The sequence below is a fragment of the Clostridium sp. 'White wine YQ' genome, assembly GCF_028728205.1.
Lineage (GTDB): Bacteria > Bacillota > Clostridia > Clostridiales > Clostridiaceae > Clostridium_T.
The window spans coordinates 1,110,597-1,130,910 of sequence record NZ_JAQYUU010000001.1 but is presented as its reverse complement, the minus strand read 5'-3'; the positions used below and the strand labels follow the sequence as shown (position 1 = coordinate 1,130,910).

The 20,314-nt window shown below is 30.2% G+C and carries 21 protein-coding genes; 2 read left to right on the top strand and 19 right to left on the bottom strand.

The features are described 5' to 3' along the window. Positions 1–47 precede the first annotated feature (47 nt). Positions 48–1,088, top strand: coding sequence for a sporulation integral membrane protein YlbJ (ylbJ, locus tag PTZ02_RS05695; protein WP_274226853.1), 1,041 nt, complete (start codon positions 48–50; stop codon positions 1,086–1,088). Here the strand turns inward: ylbJ and PTZ02_RS05690 are convergent. From PTZ02_RS05690 to PTZ02_RS05665, 6 genes are all read right to left on the bottom strand, one after another. Continuing rightward, the gene (locus tag PTZ02_RS05690) at positions 1,072–1,611 is read right to left on the bottom strand and encodes an ATPase (RefSeq protein ID WP_274226852.1); all 540 of its coding nucleotides are present in this window, start codon (positions 1,609–1,611) and stop codon (positions 1,072–1,074) included. The two genes, ylbJ and PTZ02_RS05690, sit on opposite strands and share 17 nt — an antisense overlap. 11 nt (positions 1,612–1,622) lie before the next feature. Then, complete coding sequence (gene coaD / locus PTZ02_RS05685) at positions 1,623–2,105, bottom strand: pantetheine-phosphate adenylyltransferase (RefSeq protein ID WP_274226851.1); 483 nt, start codon at positions 2,103–2,105, stop codon at positions 1,623–1,625. Position 2,106: 1 nt separating this feature from the next. Further along, the gene (gene rsmD, locus PTZ02_RS05680) at positions 2,107–2,664 is read right to left on the bottom strand and encodes a 16S rRNA (guanine(966)-N(2))-methyltransferase RsmD (protein WP_274226850.1); all 558 of its coding nucleotides are present in this window, start codon (positions 2,662–2,664) and stop codon (positions 2,107–2,109) included. 66 nt (positions 2,665–2,730) lie between these two features. After that, on the bottom strand, positions 2,731–4,764 hold the full coding sequence (gene recG / locus PTZ02_RS05675; protein WP_274226849.1) for an ATP-dependent DNA helicase RecG: 2,034 nt from the start codon (positions 4,762–4,764) through the stop codon (positions 2,731–2,733). 191 nt (positions 4,765–4,955) lie between these two features. Continuing rightward, positions 4,956–6,584 carry a DAK2 domain-containing protein gene (locus PTZ02_RS05670; protein WP_274226848.1) on the bottom strand — a complete coding sequence of 543 codons (1,629 nt, stop codon included), beginning with the start codon at positions 6,582–6,584 and terminating at the stop codon, positions 4,956–4,958. Positions 6,585–6,597: 13 nt separating this feature from the next. Next, positions 6,598–6,945, bottom strand: a complete 348-nt coding sequence (locus PTZ02_RS05665) for an Asp23/Gls24 family envelope stress response protein (RefSeq protein WP_274226847.1) — start codon at positions 6,943–6,945, stop codon at positions 6,598–6,600. Positions 6,946–7,140: 195 nt separating this feature from the next. On the opposite strand from PTZ02_RS05665, the gene rpmB reads away from it, so the two are divergent. Then, on the top strand, positions 7,141–7,332 hold the full coding sequence (gene rpmB / locus PTZ02_RS05660) for a 50S ribosomal protein L28 (RefSeq protein ID WP_202766216.1): 192 nt from the start codon (positions 7,141–7,143) through the stop codon (positions 7,330–7,332). Positions 7,333–7,468: 136 nt separating this feature from the next. On the opposite strand, the gene spoVM is transcribed toward rpmB, so the two are convergent. The 13 genes from spoVM to coaBC all read right to left on the bottom strand — a co-directional run bounded on the left by spoVM (position 7,469) and on the right by coaBC (position 20,314). After that, complete coding sequence (gene spoVM, locus PTZ02_RS19685) at positions 7,469–7,540, bottom strand: stage V sporulation protein SpoVM (RefSeq protein WP_373689038.1); 72 nt, start codon at positions 7,538–7,540, stop codon at positions 7,469–7,471. A gap of 58 nt (positions 7,541–7,598) precedes the next feature. Continuing rightward, complete coding sequence (locus PTZ02_RS05655; RefSeq protein WP_274226846.1) at positions 7,599–8,234, bottom strand: thiamine diphosphokinase; 636 nt, start codon at positions 8,232–8,234, stop codon at positions 7,599–7,601. Position 8,235: 1 nt separating this feature from the next. Further along, on the bottom strand, positions 8,236–8,886 hold the full coding sequence (rpe, locus tag PTZ02_RS05650; protein ID WP_274226845.1) for a ribulose-phosphate 3-epimerase: 651 nt from the start codon (positions 8,884–8,886) through the stop codon (positions 8,236–8,238). Beyond that, entirely contained in the window at positions 8,880–9,743 is an 864-nt protein-coding gene (rsgA, locus tag PTZ02_RS05645) for a ribosome small subunit-dependent GTPase A (RefSeq protein ID WP_274226844.1), read from the bottom strand. The genes rpe and rsgA overlap by 7 nt, the downstream gene beginning before the upstream one ends. 197 nt (positions 9,744–9,940) lie before the next feature. Then, complete coding sequence (pknB, locus tag PTZ02_RS05640) at positions 9,941–11,674, bottom strand: Stk1 family PASTA domain-containing Ser/Thr kinase (protein ID WP_274226843.1); 1,734 nt, start codon at positions 11,672–11,674, stop codon at positions 9,941–9,943. A 1-nt stretch (position 11,675) separates the two neighbouring features. Then, complete coding sequence (locus PTZ02_RS05635; protein WP_274226842.1) at positions 11,676–12,392, bottom strand: Stp1/IreP family PP2C-type Ser/Thr phosphatase; 717 nt, start codon at positions 12,390–12,392, stop codon at positions 11,676–11,678. 11 nt (positions 12,393–12,403) lie between these two features. Further along, the gene (rlmN, locus tag PTZ02_RS05630; RefSeq protein WP_274226841.1) at positions 12,404–13,438 is read right to left on the bottom strand and encodes a 23S rRNA (adenine(2503)-C(2))-methyltransferase RlmN; all 1,035 of its coding nucleotides are present in this window, start codon (positions 13,436–13,438) and stop codon (positions 12,404–12,406) included. Between the two features lie 2 nt (positions 13,439–13,440). Further along, on the bottom strand, positions 13,441–14,763 hold the full coding sequence (gene rsmB, locus PTZ02_RS05625; protein WP_274226840.1) for a 16S rRNA (cytosine(967)-C(5))-methyltransferase RsmB: 1,323 nt from the start codon (positions 14,761–14,763) through the stop codon (positions 13,441–13,443). A gap of 7 nt (positions 14,764–14,770) precedes the next feature. Continuing rightward, on the bottom strand, positions 14,771–15,454 hold the full coding sequence (locus PTZ02_RS05620; protein WP_274226839.1) for a zinc metallopeptidase: 684 nt from the start codon (positions 15,452–15,454) through the stop codon (positions 14,771–14,773). Between the two features lie 11 nt (positions 15,455–15,465). Continuing rightward, positions 15,466–16,401, bottom strand: coding sequence for a methionyl-tRNA formyltransferase (gene fmt / locus PTZ02_RS05615; protein ID WP_274226838.1), 936 nt, complete (start codon positions 16,399–16,401; stop codon positions 15,466–15,468). Between the two features lie 15 nt (positions 16,402–16,416). Continuing rightward, positions 16,417–16,857: a peptide deformylase gene (def, locus tag PTZ02_RS05610; protein WP_274226837.1), complete on the bottom strand. Its 441-nt coding sequence runs from the start codon at positions 16,855–16,857 to the stop codon at positions 16,417–16,419. A gap of 9 nt (positions 16,858–16,866) precedes the next feature. Further along, positions 16,867–19,068, bottom strand: coding sequence for a primosomal protein N' (priA, locus tag PTZ02_RS05605; protein ID WP_274228064.1), 2,202 nt, complete (start codon positions 19,066–19,068; stop codon positions 16,867–16,869). 49 nt (positions 19,069–19,117) lie between these two features. Next, positions 19,118–20,314 carry a bifunctional phosphopantothenoylcysteine decarboxylase/phosphopantothenate--cysteine ligase CoaBC gene (coaBC, locus tag PTZ02_RS05600; protein ID WP_274226836.1) on the bottom strand — a complete coding sequence of 399 codons (1,197 nt, stop codon included), beginning with the start codon at positions 20,312–20,314 and terminating at the stop codon, positions 19,118–19,120.

Genomic DNA, 20,314 nt, shown 5'->3' with positions numbered 1-20,314 from the left:
AATTAGCGACTAAACATAATATAAATACTATATATGGGGGTGTTCTTATGTATAGTATTTATATTTTATATGGATTAATAATCATTTTAACTACTTCGTTAATCATTCAAATAAAGGGAAAAATAACAATAATGCCAACTGTATTATTGTCAATTCTAATAATATATTTTTTACTTAATCCTAAGTTGTGTATAGATGCATCCTTAAAAGGTGCTGAGTTATTTGTACAAGCAGTTTTACCTACAGTACTCCCTTTTATGGTTCTATGCAATTTACTTATTGCTTATGGTGGAATCTCTGTATATAGTAAGCTATTTGGCAGATTTTTATGCACTCCCTTTAAATTAAGTAAGAACTGTAGTTTTCCCATTATAGCCAGTATTATTTGTGGTAATCCAATTGGAGCTAAATATTCATCTGAACTATATGAAAAAGGACATGTGCAATTTGATGAATATGTAAGACTAATCTCTATAGCATCAAATACCGGTCCATTGTTTTTAATTGGTTCAGTAGGAAGTGTAATGTTACAAAATAAAACCTATGGTTACATACTTTTGTTAGGAAATTATATTTCTATGATTTTGATAGCATTTATTACTAGAACTAAAAATATTTCTAGCTATAAAAAAAATGATTCCAAAATCAACATAACTGCGAATTTTGGAACCATTTTTAAAAACTCCTTAGAAAATGCCATTATGAGCACCTTAAATATCTCAGGATACATTATAATATTTTCCGTTATTATATCCATAGTAAGTAATTCTTACTTTTTTAATACATCACTAAATAGCATAGCTTCACTATTTGGTATTCCTTATGAAATAATGAAAGGAACCGTTCTAGGCATGATTGAAATAACTAATGGATGTAAAATTATTTCTACTAGTAGCCTGTCCATAAATATGAAGTTATGTATTATTAGTTTTCTAACATCCTTTTGTGGTTTTTCAGTTTTAGCACAAATAAGTTCTTTCTGTAGTCACCATGGAGTCAAATTAAAAAAGTATTTTATGTATAAATTGCTTCAAGGGAGTTTTGCAACCATTATTACTTATGTATTTTTAACTATTTCATACTTCTAAGCTCTTTAATATTTTCCTTAATAGTCCCACCTACATTTTGCAAAGTACCATCAAGACCTTGTGCAAATGTTTCTACAGAGGCTTTTAGTTCATTCATAAGGGCCTCTTTTTTAATTTCAACTTGTTTATCTAAATCACTTAAAATTTCATCAGCATAATCCCTAGCACCCAATCTAATAGATTTCGCTTCTCTTTGCGCTTGAGCTATTATTTCTTGTGATCTAACTTTAGCTTCCTTAACGTAATCATGATTTTCTATGTTCTTACGCATTAATTCTGCTGTTTCTTTTCTAGCTGTTTCAAGTTCTACACTTGCTTCTTGTAGTATTCTTTCTCTCTCATTTACAACCCACTGAGCCTTTTTAAATTGATCTGGTAAATAATGAACAATTTGTTCGATTACATCAATCACTTCTTTTTTATCAATCACTACTTTTCCTGTTATAGGAACTTTAGCAGAATTCTCTACTAAATCTTGCAAGTATTCCAAGAGTTCAATAATATTAACATCCATTTTTTCCATTTTAACACCTCTTATAAACTTAGTATTTTTGAGTATACATCATCAATTACCTCATCTGGTACTAATCCCTCAATACGCCCACCAAATTTTGCTACCTGTTTTACTGCCGAAGAACTTAAATAAGAATATTGTGCGGAAGTCATCATAAATACAGTTTCGACCTCAGGATCTAGCTTATTGTTCATAAGTGCCATTTGGAATTCATATTCAAAATCCGAAAAAGCTCTTAGGCCTTTTAAAATTACACTCGCCTCTTCTTTTTTCATAAAATCAATAAGTAAGCCCTCAAAACATCTTACTTCAACATTCTTATATTTTTCTGTTACCCTTTGTATAAGTTCAACTCTTTCAGGATAGTCAAATAAACCTTTTTTATCTACATTAACTAAAACTCCTACTATAAGCTTATCAAAGACCTTTGATCCTCTTTCAATAATATCCAAATGACCATTTGTAATAGGATCAAAGCTTCCAGGATATACTCCTATCTTCATATTAGTCCTCCTTGTACTTATATAAGCACACAGTAGTATTACCATATTTTCTTGTATCTACTAGCTTAATATCTTTGTATCCATCACAGATTTCTTCACTTGTATCAATTTTTGTTACAACGATTCCTTCTGGATGTAGCATATTTTTTTCTTTAACAATTTCTAATGCTTTTGGGATCATATCCTTTAAATAAGGTGGATCAATAAAAATAATATCAAACACCTTATTTTTATCGGCTAAAAAATTCAATGCTGCATAGGCATCTTTATTTAAAGCATGACAAAAATCGTCAAATTTTAAATTTTCAATATTTTGTTTCAAAATCGGAAATGTCACAGGACTTTTATCAACTAGAAAAACTTCCTTTGCCCCTCTACTTGCAGCCTCCAAACCAAGAGAACCTGTTCCTGCAAATACATCTACAACAGTTGCATCTATTAAATAATTTTGAATAATACTAAACATCGATTCTTTTACACGGTCTAAAGTAGGTCTTGTTTCATATGTGGCTGGAGAAAGTATTTTACGTCCTTTTGCCTTACCTGCTATGATTCTCATATAAGAACCTCCTCCTATTTACTTCTTTAACATTTTAACACATTGATATATTTTCTACAATTTAATTTAATTAAAACATATATATTTACTGCTATTTTTTAGGGTTTTAAGTATTTCCATACACAAATTCTTATACTCTATATCATTGCATAAAATTGCATTTTTAGCCTCATAATTTGCGTATTTTAATATGTTAATATCTTCTATAATATCTGCAAGGAGTAAATCTGTTTCACCGCTTTGGCTATATCCAAACATCTCACCAGAACCTCTAATTTTAAGATCTTCTTCAGCTATATAGAATCCATCATTACTTGAAACCATTATCTCCATTCTTCTTTTAGTTACTGGATTTTTTGCATTTCCTATGAGTATACATTTAGACTCAAATTCTCCTCTTCCCACTCTACCTCTTAGCTGATGTAGTTGAGCTAATCCAAATCTTTCAGAGTTCTCAATTATCATTATAGTAGCATTTGGTACATTTACCCCAACTTCTATAACTGTAGTAGAAATTAAAAGCTTAACCTCATTATTTTTAAAAGCGTTTATAATACTATCTTTTTCTTTTGAAGGCATTTTTCCATGAAGTATTCTTATTTCAGTATCTTTAAATATTCCATGTGATAATTCATTAAACACTTTTTCTACTGAGTTTAAACTCCCATTTTCATCTTCCTCAATAAGTGGACAAACAATATAAGCTTGACGTCCCTTATCAATTTCTTCCTTTGCAAGACTATATGCAAGATTTCTTTTTTCCAAAGAATAAAAGCTAGTTTTAATTTCTTTTCTTCCCGGAGGAAGCTCATCAATAATTGATACTTCTAAATCAGAATAAAGATATAAAGCTAAGGTTCTTGGAATAGGAGTTGCACTCATTACAACGCAATCCACTTCTTTACCCTTATTAATTAACTTGCTTCTTTGTTCTACGCCAAATCTATGTTGTTCATCAGTTACTATAAAACCTAAGTTTCCAAACTGCACATCTTCTTGTATTAAAGCGTGTGTGCCAACTACAATTAATGGCTCATTGCTTCTGATTTTTTCTTTTATTCTTAACTTTTCTTTATTAGTTGTACTTCCAGTTAATAATTCTATATCCACATTAAAATCACCTAATAACTTTTGAGCTTCTACAAAATGTTGATTAGCTAAAATCTCTGTTGGAGCCATTAATACACTTTGATAGCCATTTTTATAAACATTAAACATAGCTATTAACGCTACAATGGTCTTTCCACTTCCTACATCCCCTTGAACTAATCTATTCATCGGGACCTTTTTCTTCTGATCTAGAAGAATTTCTCTTACAACTTTACTTTGGGCGTTAGTTAAGCTATAGGGTAATTTCTCTTTTAATTTTACTAACTCCTCACTCATTGTAAATTCAATTCCAGTAGAATTATTCTTTAAATGATATTTTAGCATTGATAGCTTAAGTGAAAATGTAAATAATTCTTGGAACTTTAGCCTATCAGTAGCCTTTTTCAAAATATCTTTTTCAGTTGGAAAGTGTATGTTTCTAATACTCTCATCTAATGATGAAAGTTTATATTTCTCAATTATTTCTTTTGGTAAGTTATCATTAATCTTTATAGAAAATAAAATTTGGTTAATTAATTTAACAATAACAGCATTGTTTATATCACCTTTCAAGTGATATTTAGGTATGATTTGAGATTTTAAAGTATCATTAGAAGTTACTAATGGATTTACAACCTCAAGAACATCTTTATTTTTTTTAAATTTACCTAAAAGATTATATTCTTTTCCAATAATAAAACTTCTCTTTATGTAAGGCTGATTAAACCAAATCCCTGTAACTACTTGATCTCCATATTTAAAAATAACAGTAGATAATATTTTTCGATTTTTAGTACGAACATCACTTTTAAATCCAGTTACTTTACATGTAAGAATTTGTTTTTCATCTTTATCCATATCTTCAATACTTTTATTTCCGTTAACAAACTCATAATCTCTAGGAAAGTATAGAAGTAAGTCCATTATTGAAAATATTCCACACTTATTTAGTTTTTCTTTTAGTTTTGGCCCTACTCCTTTTAAAGTAGAAATATCACTATATAGGTTCATTTTTCCTCCTAAAAATAAGCCACAAGATTTTTTAAAAGAAAAAAGCGACATGGTCGCTTTTCCCTTTTAAGTATATGCATAAGGCTTAATAAAGACTTATAGGGTTTTTATAGGCAACTTAATTTTTTCCTAAATAAATAAGGTATTAGTTGAACTTAAAACCCGATAGATAGTCTTTTGATAAAATACCATTACTCTACAGACATAATAAAATAGTAAAGAGGTTGATTTCCATTATATAATTGGATATCTAAATCTTCATATTTTTCTTCTAAAACAGAAACAAACTCCTCTGCTTTTTCTTTAGTAATTTCCTCACCAAAAAATAAAGTAATTAACTCAGAATCTTCGTCAACCATAGAACTAAGAACATCTTCAGTAACTTTAAAGATATCTTCTCCAACTTGATTGATTTTTCCTTCTAAAAGTCCAAGTATATTTCCTTCTCTTATTTCTATACCATCCATTTCAGTATCTCTCACAGCATAAGTAATTGAAGCAGATTTAACCATGCCTAATGCTTCTATCATAGCTGCTTCATTTTCTTCTACTTTAGCTTCAGGATTGAACATTGTAATTGCAGTTATCCCTTGAGGAATAGTTTTTGAGGCAATTACACGAACATCCTTATCTGAAATTTCTGCAGCTTGTGTAGCAGCCATTTGAATATTCTTGTTATTAGGTAAGATAAAAATGTGTTCTGCATTTATCTTGTTAATTGCTTCAACCATATCCTGAGTAGAAGGGTTCATGGTTTGACCACCTTCTATAATATAATCAACGCCTAAGTCTTTAAAAATATCACTGATACCGCTTCCCATAGCAACCGAAATAAATCCATACTCTTTATTTTCAGAAACTGATGCAACTTCCTCTTCGCCATCAGAAGATTCAGTTAATAAGCTTCTATGCTCTTCTCTCATATTATCAATTTTAATTTTAGATAACTCTCCAAATTGAACTGCATGAGAAAGAACTGCACCTGGATCATTTGAATGAATATGAACTTTAATTACATCCTCATAACCAACTACAATCATTGAATCCCCAAGAGAAGATATCTTTTCTTTTAAGCTATTAGCTTTAGATGCATCACCCAATACAATAAATTCAGTACAATATCCAAATTTAATATCTTGACTTACAAGTTCCTGTGCTTTTACATTTGCAGCAGGAGCTTTACTTACTGCACCTATTGTTGGTTTTATATCTTCTGCTAAAGCTTCATGCATTCCTTTTAATATTATAAGTAGTCCCATTCCACCAGAGTCAACAACCTTAGCTTGTTTTAATGCTGGAAGCATATCTGGAGTTTTATTTAGCATTATTTCAGAATCTTTGCATATTTCCTTCATAAGTGAAGTTATATCACTTTGAGAAGATGCTACTGCTGATTCTGCTGCTGCTCTAATAATAGTTAATATTGTACCTTCAGTTGGTTTCATAACTGCCTTATATGCAGCTTTTGAACCTTCTTGAAATGCAAGAGAAAGTTCTTTTGAGGATACTTCTTTCTTACCCTCTAAGCCTTTTGATATACCTCTTAATATTTGAGATAGGATAACACCTGAGTTACCTCTGGCTCCCATAAGAGCACCTTTAGCTAATTTTTTAGAAACCTCTCCAATATTATCTGAATTGATATTTTCAATTTCTTTAGCGGCAGCTTTAAATGTCATTGACATATTTGTACCTGTATCTCCATCTGGAACTGGAAAGACGTTTAGAGAGTTTACATAGTCACTTTGCTCCTCTAATTTATTACTAGCATGTATAACCATGCGATAAAATTCATGTCCGTTAATTTTAGTATACTTCATTGTATATTACCTCCTAGACCCTAACTGCCTGAACGTTAACAGTTATAGAAGAGACCTTTAACCCTGTGTAGTTCTCAACATTATACTTGATCTTTTGTATTATGTTATTTGAAATAGTTGATATATTAGTTCCGTATTCTATCATCACGAAAACCTCTACATCTAATTTCTCTTCCTTAAAAGAAATCTTAACGCCTTTACTTAAGTTCTCAATTCTAATCAATTCCCAAAATCCTTCACTAGCATTTTTAGAAACCATACCTACTACTCCATAACATTCCATTGTAGATAGGCCAACAATTTTAGAAATGACTTCTTCATTGTATGTTATATTTCCATTATTATTTTCAAATCCTAACATAAAATTTTCCTCCTAATCATTATCCATATAGTATATTCTATATTAATTAATTACATTATTCAAGGATTTCATTTCCTTTCTTCTTCTTCTTTCCATTTTATTTGATAATTCACTTGATTTTTATATAAACATTATGCTAAAATATAAAGGTCTTATTTAGAAGCCTATCTTCATGAAGCAGGGAGGTGTTTTCGGATGTCAAGAAAGTGTGAAGTTTGCAATAAGGGTGTTATCGCTGGAGTACAATTCAGCCATTCTCATAGACAATCTAAGAGAACTTGGGCTCCAAACATAAAAAAGATTAAAGCTATAGTTAATGGAACTCCAAAAACTGTACATGTTTGTACTAGATGCCTTAGATCAGGAAAAGTTCAAAGAGCTATTTAGTATAGAAAGCGTCAATTGGCGCTTTTTTTCTTTGCAGAAAAAAGAGATGGTCATACCATCTCTTTTTTGAATTGTAATTTAATTTAAGTAAATTTTAGCCCTACTCTTAAGTAAAATTTTATGTTCTTGCTCTATTCTAATGACGTCTATAAAAAATTTTGACTATCTTAGAAAGAAACTTAGGTAGTTTTATTGTAACGATCTTCATTTTACCTCCAGGCATAAATTGTTCTATATTATTCTATGAGGTTTATAAAAAATTGTTACTAATCTTTTGAAAAAAATATTAAAACCAAACCTTTATTAAATGTTATATTTATATCCCCATCTAAAAATTCATTTGATACAGTGAGACCATCAAAAGGAATTAATTTATGCTTAAATAATTCATATTTAGCTCCATAAATACTAAAGTCTTCCACCACTTCCTCGTATGCGTAGAAAGAAATAAGTTGTCCTCTTTTTCCTTTAAAGGTCATTGGCTTATTAGTTAGCTGAATTACGTTGTTATCATCAATAATTTTACATAGGACATTATTCTCTAAGGCTTTTTTTAGCAAACCTATATTAGAAAACAAATGATCAATTCTGGTACCAGTGCATCCAAGCAATGTGATTTCTTTTGCTTTAAGTTCTAAAGCTTTATTAAAAGCACTGTCTGTATCAGTAAAATCCTTAATTGGATTATGTTTAATAACATTAACCTCTTTTAAGGATAAATCATCTAAAAATTTTTTATCAATGGAATCAAAATCACCTAATACATAATCAGGTACTATGTTATTAGTTAATAATACCTCAGTACCTTTATCTGCGGCTATTATACATTCAGCATCTTTTACTGCTTCTAATAATAATTCTTTAGAAGGAGGGGTACCTCCTGCAACAATAATAACTTTCATTTTATATACTCTCTCTAAGTAAATCTATATTTTCTTTAAGTTTCCCATCTTTAAATATTGCTGAGCCAGCTACAATTACATTTGCCCCTGCATCTACAACACTTTTAATATTGGAACTATCTATTCCACCATCAACTTGAATTAATAGATCCGTATTGGTTTTCTCACTAATTTGTTTTACTTCTTTTATTTTATCTATTGAATAAGTGATGAATTTTTGTCCTCCAAAACCTGGGTTAACAGACATTATAAGTACCATGTCAAGTGATGGAATTAAGTCTTTAATAAGTGATACAGGCGTTCCAGGATTTAAAGATATCCCTGCTTTGATACCCTTGCTCTTTATGTAATTAATTGTTCTATCGATATGTTTATCTGCTTCATAATGAACAGTAATTAAATCAGCTCCAGCTGAAATAAAATCATCAATAAATTTAGAAGGTTCTTCTATCATTAAATGTAAATCAAAAACCTTTTTAGTGTAGTTTCTTATTGCTTTTATAACTGGCATACCGAATGTAATATTAGGAACAAAACTACCATCCATAACGTCTATATGTATAAAATCTGCTCCTGCCTCATCTACTTTTTTTACTTCTTCCCCTAATTTAGCAAAATCTGCTGATAAAATTGAAGGTGCTATTTTTACCATTTGTTTTTCCTCCCTATTTCTTCTAATGTTCTAATATAAAAATCATATCTAAATTCATTTATTTTTCCTTCTTCTAGAGCTTTCTTAACTGCACAATTGGGTTCTTTATGGTGCAAACAGCCTGTAAATTTGCAGTTATCATTGTATTCCTCAAAATCAGGGAAATAGTACATTAGTTTTTCTTTTTCTATAAATGATATATCTAAAGTTGAAAATCCAGGTGTATCAACAACATATCCATTTTCGATAGTTAGTAATTCACTATGTCTTGTGGTGTGTTTTCCTCTACCTATCTTTTCACTTACTTCTCCAGTTTCCATTTTTGTTTCTTTACTAAAGACATTGATTAATGTAGATTTACCTGCTCCTGATGGACCACATAAAACAGTAACATTATCATTCAATCTTTCATTTAATTCAGAGATCCCTTCATTAAACTTTGCTTTAATAAATATAACTTCATAGCCTATATTATTAATTTTAGATTTAATGAACTCTCTTTCTTCATCACTAATTAAATCACTTTTATTTAAGCATACTATAGCCTTAATATTGTTATATTCGCAAAGTAATAAAAATTTATTTAATAACTCATAATTTATATCAGGGTTCTTAACTGCAAAAACCACAAAAGCCTGAGTTACATTTGCAACTGTAGGTCTAATTAATTCTGAAGTTCTATCGTATATCTTTTCAATTACACCTTTATTATTTTCAACTTCAATTTCTACCCAATCTCCAACCATGGGTTTTAAGTCATTATGTCTAAACTTACCTCTTGCTTTACATTCAATGATTCCTTCATTCGTTTTTATATAATAAAAGCCGCCAATACCTTTAATTATTATTCCCTTCATATATCCTCCAATTATTTTATTCACATATCTATAATAAACACTTTTTCTAATAAAATGCAATAAAATAAAAAAGGATTTGTAAAAAACCTTAACTTCATTATAATTTGAAGTATTTATAGGCTTTTTACAATCCTTTAATTTTTAAATGTTTAATTTAATAAATAAGAATCTATTACTAAATACTTAGCATCATCTATTTATCCTTGACCGTTTTGATTTGCAGGAGCTCTTCCTACTGTAATTGTAACTTGTGTACCCTCTTTAACACTAATACCTTCCGCATGAGTACTAGCTATTACTTTTCCTATTTCACTTTGGTTATCTGTATCTTGATAATTAACCTTAACTTGAAGCTTTGCTGCTGTTAACGCGTTTCTAGCATCTGCTTCAGATAATCCGATTAATGAAGGAACATTAGTATTCTTAATTTCTGGTCCTTTACTTACAACCAAATCAATCTTATTATTTTGTGACATTTCTGTTCCTGCTTCGGGAGTTTGTGAAATTACCTGGTCTTTTGGTATTGAATCAGAATATTCATAAGTTACATTACCTAATTGAATATTTTCATTAGATAAAAACTTCTTCGCATCTTCAATATTTAATGTTGTTAATCCTGGAGCTTTAAGTTTAGTTACTCCACCACTAATTATAACTCTAATATGATCGTTCTTCTTAACTGCTGAACCTTCATTTGGAGTAACACTTAACACTGTACCTTCTGGTTTATCACTCTTTTCTTCTCCACCTATATCCATAACTAAGCCTAAAGCCTCTAATTTTTTCTGAACATCTTCCTTAGGCGAATTAACTAAGCCTGTTGGAACAGTTATACTCTCATTTGAGTTTGTATTTCTAGTTATAAAATATGTTCCTACTCCAGCTGCAACTAGTATTAAAGCAAAAACTAAGCCTAATATTATACGAATCTTAGTCTTTTTACTTTTATTTTCATCTTCATCTTCATCATCCCACTCATCTTCTTCATCATCTTCCCAATCATTATTAGCAATTTTTGAAGCAGTTGGCTTTGGTGTTGTTGGTACATTTACCGGTGCCATAACTCTAGTAAACTCATCTTGATTCACTGGTACGCTTCCAATAACAACATTAGGATCATTTTTTATTTTTTCAAGATCCCCAATTAATTCTTTAGCAGATTGGTATCTTTTTATTTGAGCCTTCTCCATTGCTTTTAAAATCAATTTATTTAATGAATCTGGAATTGTAGAATTTATATTTTTTGGCGGAACGACATCCTCTTGTATATGTTTAAGAGCAACTGAAACTGGTGAATCAGCATCAAATGGAAGTCTTCCAGTTACCATTTCATAAATTACTACTCCTAATGAATAAAGATCAGTTCTAGAATCTATATAGTTTCCTTTAGCTTGTTCTGGTGAAAAATAATGTGCAGAACCTATTATATTGGAAGTATTTATTATTGTTGATGAATTTGTTGATTTAGCTATTCCAAAATCAGTTACCTTAATAGTACCGTCTTCGGTAACTAAAATATTTTGTGGCTTTATATCTCTATGAATTATATTGTTTTTATGTGCGCAATCAAGAGCTCTTGCAACTTGAATAGCTATATTAATAGATAAATCGTAAGACAATCTGCCTTTATCTCTAATAAATTCCTTAAGTGTACTTCCTTTTACATATTCCATTACAATGTAATGAGCTTGATCTTGAGTTCCTACATCAAGAACATTAACTATATTTGGATCGCTTAAATTAGCGATAGCAGTAGCTTCTTTTTTAAATTTTTCTACAATGTCTGCATTGTTAATAAAATCTTTTTTTAGTATCTTCACCGCAACAAATCTGTTTAATTTTTTATCTATTGCTTTATAAACAAAAGACATTCCACCTTCACCTATTTGCTCAAGCAGTTCGTATCTTTCCCCCAACAATATAGTTTCCATACTAATTCTCTCCTCCAAACACTAATACTGTAATATTATCTCTTCCTTCTCTTTCATTAGCCAAAATAACTAATTGTTTAGCAGCTTCTTCATTATTATAAGAAATCAATACATTTGTAATCTCCTCTTTACTTACCTCATTTAGTAAGCCATCTGAGCAAATAAGAAATTTAATGCCCTTTCTATCCGGAAGTTTAAAAATATCAACCTCTAACACCTCATAAGCACCTACTGCTCTAGTTATTACGTTTTTTCTTGGGTGATTCATGGCTTCTTCCTCTGTGATTGAACCACTATCAAGTAATTCTTGAACTAAAGAGTGATCTTTAGTAATCTTAACTAGTTTTTCATCTTCAAGAATAAAACACGCACTATCACCCACGTTAGCTATATAAGTATATCCCCCTAATACTAAACATGCTGTCACAGTTGTACCCATACCATTTAATTCTACGCTATTACTTGAATACTCTAAAACTTTTTTATTAGCCTTTAGAATTGCATCTTTAAGTAAAATTCCATCACTATAATTATTCCAGTTCTCTTTTATATATTCTTTAATAACATCTACAGCTATTTTACTAGCTACTTCTCCTGCGTTATGTCCCCCCATTCCATCAGCTACAATATAGAGCTCATAGTTTGGTGAAATTAAATAATCTGCACAATCTTCATTGATCATGCGTTTTTTACCCACATCACTTATTACTCCAATCATGAGTATTCCCCCTAATTTGAATTACGAGTTTCTAAATAGCTTCTTCTTAATTGCCCACAGGCTGCATTAATATCAGAACCCATTTCTCTTCGAACAGTTGCTTCAATTCCATGAGATTTAAGAATTGCTTCAAAAGCTTTTATATCTTCTTTTGATGATTTTCTATATTCTTTCTCTTTTATCTCATTAACTGGAATTAAGTTAACATGACAAAGTACTCCTCTTAATAAGCTTGCTAAAGCTTTTGCGTCTTCCTTTGAATCATTTACTCCCTTTACTAATGAATACTCAAAGGTGATTCGTCTATTAGTTTTGTCAATATAGTAAGCACAAGCGTCCATAATTTCCTTTATGGAATATTTATTTGCAATAGGCATTATTTCTCTTCTTTTCTCATCAGAGAAAGCATGAAGAGAAATAGCTAATGTTATACTTAAATCTTTATCAGCTAATTCATAGATTTTAGGTACAATTCCACAGGTTGAAAGTGTAATATGTCTTTGACCTATATTTAATCCATATTCAGCATTAACAAGTTCTAAGAACTTCATAACATTATCAAAGTTATCTAACGGCTCCCCACTACCCATTAACACAACATTTGAAATTCTCTCTTCAAGTATTTTTTGAGCAAGTAAAATTTGCCCTATCATCTCACCGGAAGTTATATTTCTTATAACTCCACCTAGAGTTGAAGCACAAAACTTACATCCCATTCTACATCCTACTTGTGTGGATATACAAATGGTGTTTCCGTGGATATACTTCATAATAACACATTCAATTAAATTACCATCTTCCAAGGAAACTAGTAGTTTTTTTGTACCATCATTTGAAGTATATTCTTCAACCACATTAGGAATTCCAATATTAAAATTCTCCTTAAGTTTTCCTTTTAAGGCTTGAGGAATGTTTTTCATATCATTATAATCGAATATCCCTTTGTAAATCCAATCAAAAACCTGTTTAGCTCTAAAGCCACTTTCTCCAAGAGAAATTAATTCACTTTTAAATTCATCTAAAGTTAAACCTAATAGATTTTTCATCTTTACACCTGCCTTTTTCTTAGTTTTCCAATGAAAAATCCGTCCATGTATTCATTTGGTAAAATCGTTAAAGTTCCTTCTTCATTATATATAAAATTTGGAAGAGTACCAATATATATTTTTTCGATTTGACAATCTTCATTATTATTTAATAAATATCTAACATTTTCTTCATTTTCTGCCTTGTTTAATGTACATGTAGAATATACCATTATCCCGCCTGGTTTTAGGTACTTCCAAGCATTATCTAATATTTTTTTCTGAATGCTTTGAATTTCTTTAAGAGATTTTAAATCTTTCTGCCATTTAATCTCTGGTTTTTTTCTTATTATTCCTAGACCTGAACAAGGAACATCAAGTAAAACTCTATCAAAAGTATTTTCTAAGGATGAGTTATATTCTGTTGCATCTTGTTCTTCTGTTTTTATTATTTCTATTCCAAGTCGTTTAGCATTATCTTTTATAAGCGAAAGTTTATTTGAGTGAATATCAAAAGAATAAACTTCACCTATGTTGTTCATAAGTTCAGCAATATGTGTTGATTTTCCACCTGGAGCAGAACATAAATCAGCAACTTTCATGTTTTCTTCTAGATCTAATAAAGAAGACACCAGCATAGCACTTTCATCTTGAACAAATATCTTTCCTTCTCTAAAGGCTTTATTTCCTTCAATAGAGCTTCCCCTATTAATAACTATAGCATCTGGTGAAGCATAACCTTCTGAAACATCATAACCCTCTGTTTCTAATTCTTCAAAAAGCTCTTCATAATTTGTCTTGAGGGAATTTACCCTAACAGTTATCTTTGGTGTCATATTTAGCCCTTTTAGAATATCCATGGCTATATCTTCACCATATTGCTTCATAAAAAACTCAACCAACCATTTAGGAAAAGAATAATTAAAAGCCATTTTAGATTTATTATCTTTAAAGCTTGGTTCTTTATCTTTATTTCTTAGAAAGTTTCTTAGCACACCATTTACAAATTTCGAGGAACTCATGGAATGCTTTTTTGCGATATTAACAGCTTCATTTACAGCTGCATATGGCGGAATTTTATCTAAATATTTTATTTGGTAAATTGCGCTTCTTAGTACATTAATTATCTCTTTATCAATTTTATTTATATCCTTAACATATAAGGATATAATATCATCTATTGATTGTTTATATTTAATAGTACCGTAAACAATTTCTGTGACTAAACCTTTGTCTTTCACGTCTAAATCCGCTGTTTTAAAAGCATTATTTAAAGCTATATTAGAGTAAGCGCCGTCATGTAATACTGAGTCCAGTACCTTAGTTGCAAGTTTTCTACTATTCATTTTTACCTCAATCATCGTTTCTACTTACAATTGCAAGTAATCTAATAAGTTGTAGTATCGCGTTTGCTGCAGCAGCTACATAGGTCATAGCAGCAGCCTTAAGAACTTTCTTTGCTCCATTAATTTCATCACCTATAAGGAGATTTCTACCTTCAAGCTTAACTATTGCTCTTCTTGATGCATCAAATTCAACTGGTAAAGTTATAAGTTGAAATATTACAACTGCAAGGAAGAAAACTATTCCTAGATACATAAGATTAGTAGCAGCAAAGAATATACCTATTAATATTAATATCCACGAAAAATAATTTCCAAAATTTGCTACTGGAACTATTGCATTTCTAATTAATAGTGGTGCGTACTTCTCATTATGTTGAATCGCATGACCAACTTCATGAGCTGCAACTCCAATTGCTGCTACAGAAGTACTGCTATAAACATCCTCGGATAGTGCTAAGACTTTTGTTCTTGGATTATAGTGATCAGTTAATGAACCCCTAACTTGTTCAATTGAAACATCAAATAAGCCGGCAGAATCTAGTATGCTTCTAGCTACTTCTGCTCCGGTTAGTCCATTAAAGCTACGAACTCTACTATATTTATTAAAAGTTGAAGATACTTGACTTTGTGCCCACATTGCTAAAATAATCCCTGGTATTAAAATTATCATGGTTGGATCAAAATAAAACATTTAAATCACCTCTATATTCCTAAAATTATATTTTTATTTATTTCATTACCATTAAGATATTGTTCTATTGTAAGAGGTTTACCATTTGGAAATTGTACTTTCTTTATAAGTAAAGTTCCTTTTCCGCAACTTACCTTAAGGCCAACTTTACTTACATCAATGATTTCACCAGCTTTTAAATTTACTTTTTCATTATCTAAAGCTTCACTTTCAAAAATCTTCATATTTTGATTATCTAAAGTGGTAAAAGCTATTGGCCAAGGATTTAATCCTCTTATCATGTTATGAATATCAAGTGCACTTTTATTCCAATCTATTTTAGCTAATTCTTTATTTAACATTGAAGCATAGCAAGTGTCTTCTTCATTTTGTTTCTCAGGAACAATACTTCCATTTGCAAATCCACTTATTGTATCAATAAGTAGTTTAGCTCCTCTTTCCATTAGGATATCATGTAATTCACCAGCTGTCATATTCTCTGTAATTTCAACCTCATCTTTAAGGAGCATATCTCCAGTATCTAGTCCAACATCCATTAACATTGTTGTATTTCCAGAATACTTTTCTCCCTTTATTACTGCCCAATTTAAAGGAGCTGCGCCTCTAAATTTTGGTAATAGAGAGGCATGTAGATTAATACATGCATATTTAGGTATATCTAATATTTCCTTTGTTAATAGTTGACCATAAGCTACTACTATAATAAAATCAGGTTTTAAATTCTTTAAATATTCAATAGCCTCTAAGTCATTTTTTAGCTTTTCTGGCTGAAATATTTTAACATCATGTTTAATTGCTTCTTCCTTTACAGCAGACATAGCTAATTTTTTCCCTCTTCCCTTTGGTCTATCAGGTTGAGTAAAAACAGCTTTTACATCATGATTTTCTATAATAGCCTTAAGAGAAGGAACAGCAAAGTCTGGGGTTCCCATAAAAACAATATTCATTCTATTCCCTCCTAATTATTTTTTAATTTTATCTACAAATAGAACACCATTTAGATGATCATTTTCATGCAAGATTGCTCTAGCTAATAGTTCTTCTGCTTCAAGTGTAAATTCTTCTCCCTTTTCATTTAATGCCTTCACCTTTACTTTAAAAGGTCTTTCCACCATTTCTTGTCTATTAGGGAATGAAAGACATCCTTCCACATCAATTTGAGAACCTTCTGTCTCAAGTATTTCTGGATTTATAAAAACTAGTGGATTGTCACCAGTATCTACTACAAATATTCTTCTCAAAATACCAACTTGAGGTGCTGCAAGACCTACCCCATAGCTATCATACATAGTTTCAAACATATCTTTTATTAAAGTCAAAATTCTTTCATTAATTTCATCTACAGGTCTGCTTTTTTTTCTTAAAAGTTCATCTCCTGCAAATCTGATGTTTCTCTTTGCCATCTTTTCCTCCTAAATTAAACTATTTGGATTAATATCAATAGATATCTTTATATCATTATATACATTTGAGCCTAATTGATAAACCCTATCTTTTATATTTCTACATAGATTTAAGTCCAAATTTCCCTTAAAAACTAGCTGCCATCTGTAGTTTTCTTTAATTTTTCCTATTATACATGGACTTGGTCCCAAAATGTCTACATCATCTTTATTAATTAATGAGCTCACTTCCTTATTAACTGTCCTCATAAAATCTTTTAGCAATGCTTCATTCTTTGATGTACATTGCACTAAAAGTATATCTCCAAAAGGAGGATATTTTAAAAGCTTTCTTGCACTTATCTCTTCATTATATAAATTATCATAATTTTCATTTAATGCATTTGTTAATGAATAATGCTCTGGAGTATAGCTTTGAATAATTACTTCTCCTAGTTTATCTCCTCTTCCAGCTCTACCAGCTACTTGCGTTATTAATTGATAAGTTCTTTCTCCAGATCTATAGTCTGGTAGATTAAGAGTTGTATCTGCAGCTACTACTCCTACTAAGGTGACGTTTGGAAAATCAAGTCCCTTAGAAATCATTTGAGTACCTACTAAAATATCAGCTTCTCCATTTTTAAAACTATTATATATTTTTTCATGAGAATCTTTGTTTCTTGTGGTATCAACATCCATTCTTAGTACTCTTGCATTGGGGAATAATTTTTTGATTTCCCCTTCTACCTTTTCAGTACCTGCACCAAAATGCTTAATATATTTGCTACCACACTTAGGACATAATTTTTCTATTTTTTTAGCTGTACCACAATAGTGGCAGATTAAATATCCATTGTTATGATATGTCATAGAAATATCGCAATGCGGACACTTGTATACATAACCACAACTTCTGCAGGATACAAAAGTTGAAAAACCTCTTCTATTTAAAAATATTATACTTTGCTCTTTTTTATCTAAATTATGAGAAAGTTTTTCAAATAATTCTCTAGAAAACATGTTCCTATTATTATTTTTAAGTTCTTGTCTCATATCAATTATTTTCATTTTAGGCATTGGTTTGTTATTTACTCTGTTATTTAGTTGAATTAATTTGTATTTACCATTTAATGCATTATAATAACTTTCCACTGAGGGAGTTGCCGAAGCATATACTACTTTACAGTTATTTATTTGACTTATAAAATCTGCAACTTCCTTAGTTTGATATTTAGGATTTTGCTCTGATTTATAAGTACCTTCATGTTCTTCATCTATAACAATTAAGCCAAGGTTTTTAAAGGGCAGAAAAATTGCACTTCTTGCACCAACAACGAGCTTAACCTTACCTTCTTTTACTCTAAACCATTCATCATATCTTTCACCTAAGGATAACTTAGAATGAAAAACAGCTACATCTTTTCCAAATCTTCCTTTAAACCTTTCAATCATCTGAGGTGTTAATGAAATCTCTGGAACTAATATTAAGCTAGTTTTATCTTTACTGAGCATTTCTTTGACTAACTTCATGTAAATTTCAGTTTTGCCACTGCCAGTAACACCTTTTATAAGAAATAATCTCTCATCAGAATTGATTATCTCATCATATGCTTTTTTTTGTTCTTCATTTAGTTCAAAAGATTTGTAGAAGTTATAATCCTTGTCATTATATCTTTCAATTTTTTCTTTTGTTACTGAAAGATATCCTTCCTTTAATAACTTACCAATCATATATGAAGATAGTTTGAATTTTGTAATTAATTCACTTCTTGTATAAAGACCTTCATTGGTAGTAATGAAGTTTATTATTGATATATAAGATTCTTTTTCTTTTAATTTGCCGTCTATTTCTTTTCCTAATATAACTACTTCCTTACTTTTTTCCTTAACTCCTCTCATAACTCCAGTAGGTATAATTAAACGAATTGCTTCAATTTTTCTGCATAGATAATTATTAACTAAATAATTAAATAATAATATACCTTTTTCATCTATAAGAGGGGTATCATCTAGAGCTTTTATAATACTTTTGAGATTTTTATATTCAGTATCAGGCTCGCAAGATATACTTAATACGAATGCTTCATAAGATCTATTTCCCATTCCAAAAGGTACTAAGACTCTTGAACCTACAACAATATCCTGAATAGTTTCTTCTGGTATCTTATAAGTAAAAAGCTTATCAATACTAACTGCATCACTATTTATAACAACTTTTGCATACAAATAAATCACCCTTTATAAAAAGACTCCCTACGAATACATAGAGAGTCTATTGTACTTAATTTTCACTAATCTTAATTATTTCATCTAAAAGTTTTTTACTAATTTCGCGCTTACTCATTTTATCTAAAACGGTACTTTCATTACTTTTAGTGATAAATATGACTCTGTTATCATCAGATGCAAAGCCAGTTTCATTAGAAGTTATATCATTTGCTACAATTAAATCAAGATTTTTATTTACAAGTTTTCTTCTTGCATTTTCAATTAAATCATGGCTCTCAGCAGCAAAACCAACTAATATTTGACTTTCCGATTTTTTTTCACCTAAGATTTTTAATATATCATTATCTCTTGTGAATTCTAGATTTAGATTACCTTCACCCTTTTTAATTTTCTTTTCAGAGTATTCAGCAATCTTATAATCAGCTACAGCAGCTGCCTTAATTACTATATCACTTGTAACAAAATTATCTAAAACAGCATCCTTCATTTCTTCATTAGTATTAACTTTTATGAATTTTATTCCGTAAGGCGGTTTTATATTTGTTGGACCTGAAACCAAAACTACTTCAGCTCCACGATCTCTAGCTTCCTCAGCAATTGCATAACCCATTTTACCAGAACTTCTATTAGTAATAAATCTAACAGGATCAATAGGTGAAATGGTAGGTCCTGCAGTAATTAGTATTTTCTTACCATTTAAATCTTCATTTTTATTTAGAAGGCTTAAAGTAACTTCAAGTATATCATCTACAGCTGCAAGCTTTCCTGCTCCTACATCACCACAAGCTAGTCTTCCACTATCTGGATTAATAAAGCCATATCCATACTCTTTTAATTTTGAGATATTTCCTTGAACTATAGGATTCTCATACATATTTGTATTCATAGCAGGTGCAAAATACACGGGAGCTTTAGTTGCCATAATAGTAGTAGATAACATATCATCTGATATACCATTAGCTACTTTCCCAATTATATTTGCAGTTGCCGGAACAATAAGTACTAAGTCTGGCCACTTAGCTAAAGAAATATGTTGAATTTCCCAAGCTTTTGGTTCTTGAAACATATCTGTTGTAACCATATTTTGACTTAATGATTGAAAGCTAAGAGGAGTTACAAATTTCTCTGCAGACTCAGTCATAATAACCTTAACTTCAATATCATGTTTTCTTAATTTGGAAATAAGATCTAGTGCTTTATATACAGCTATACCACCAGTTACCCCAATTAGTACTTTATATTTATTCAT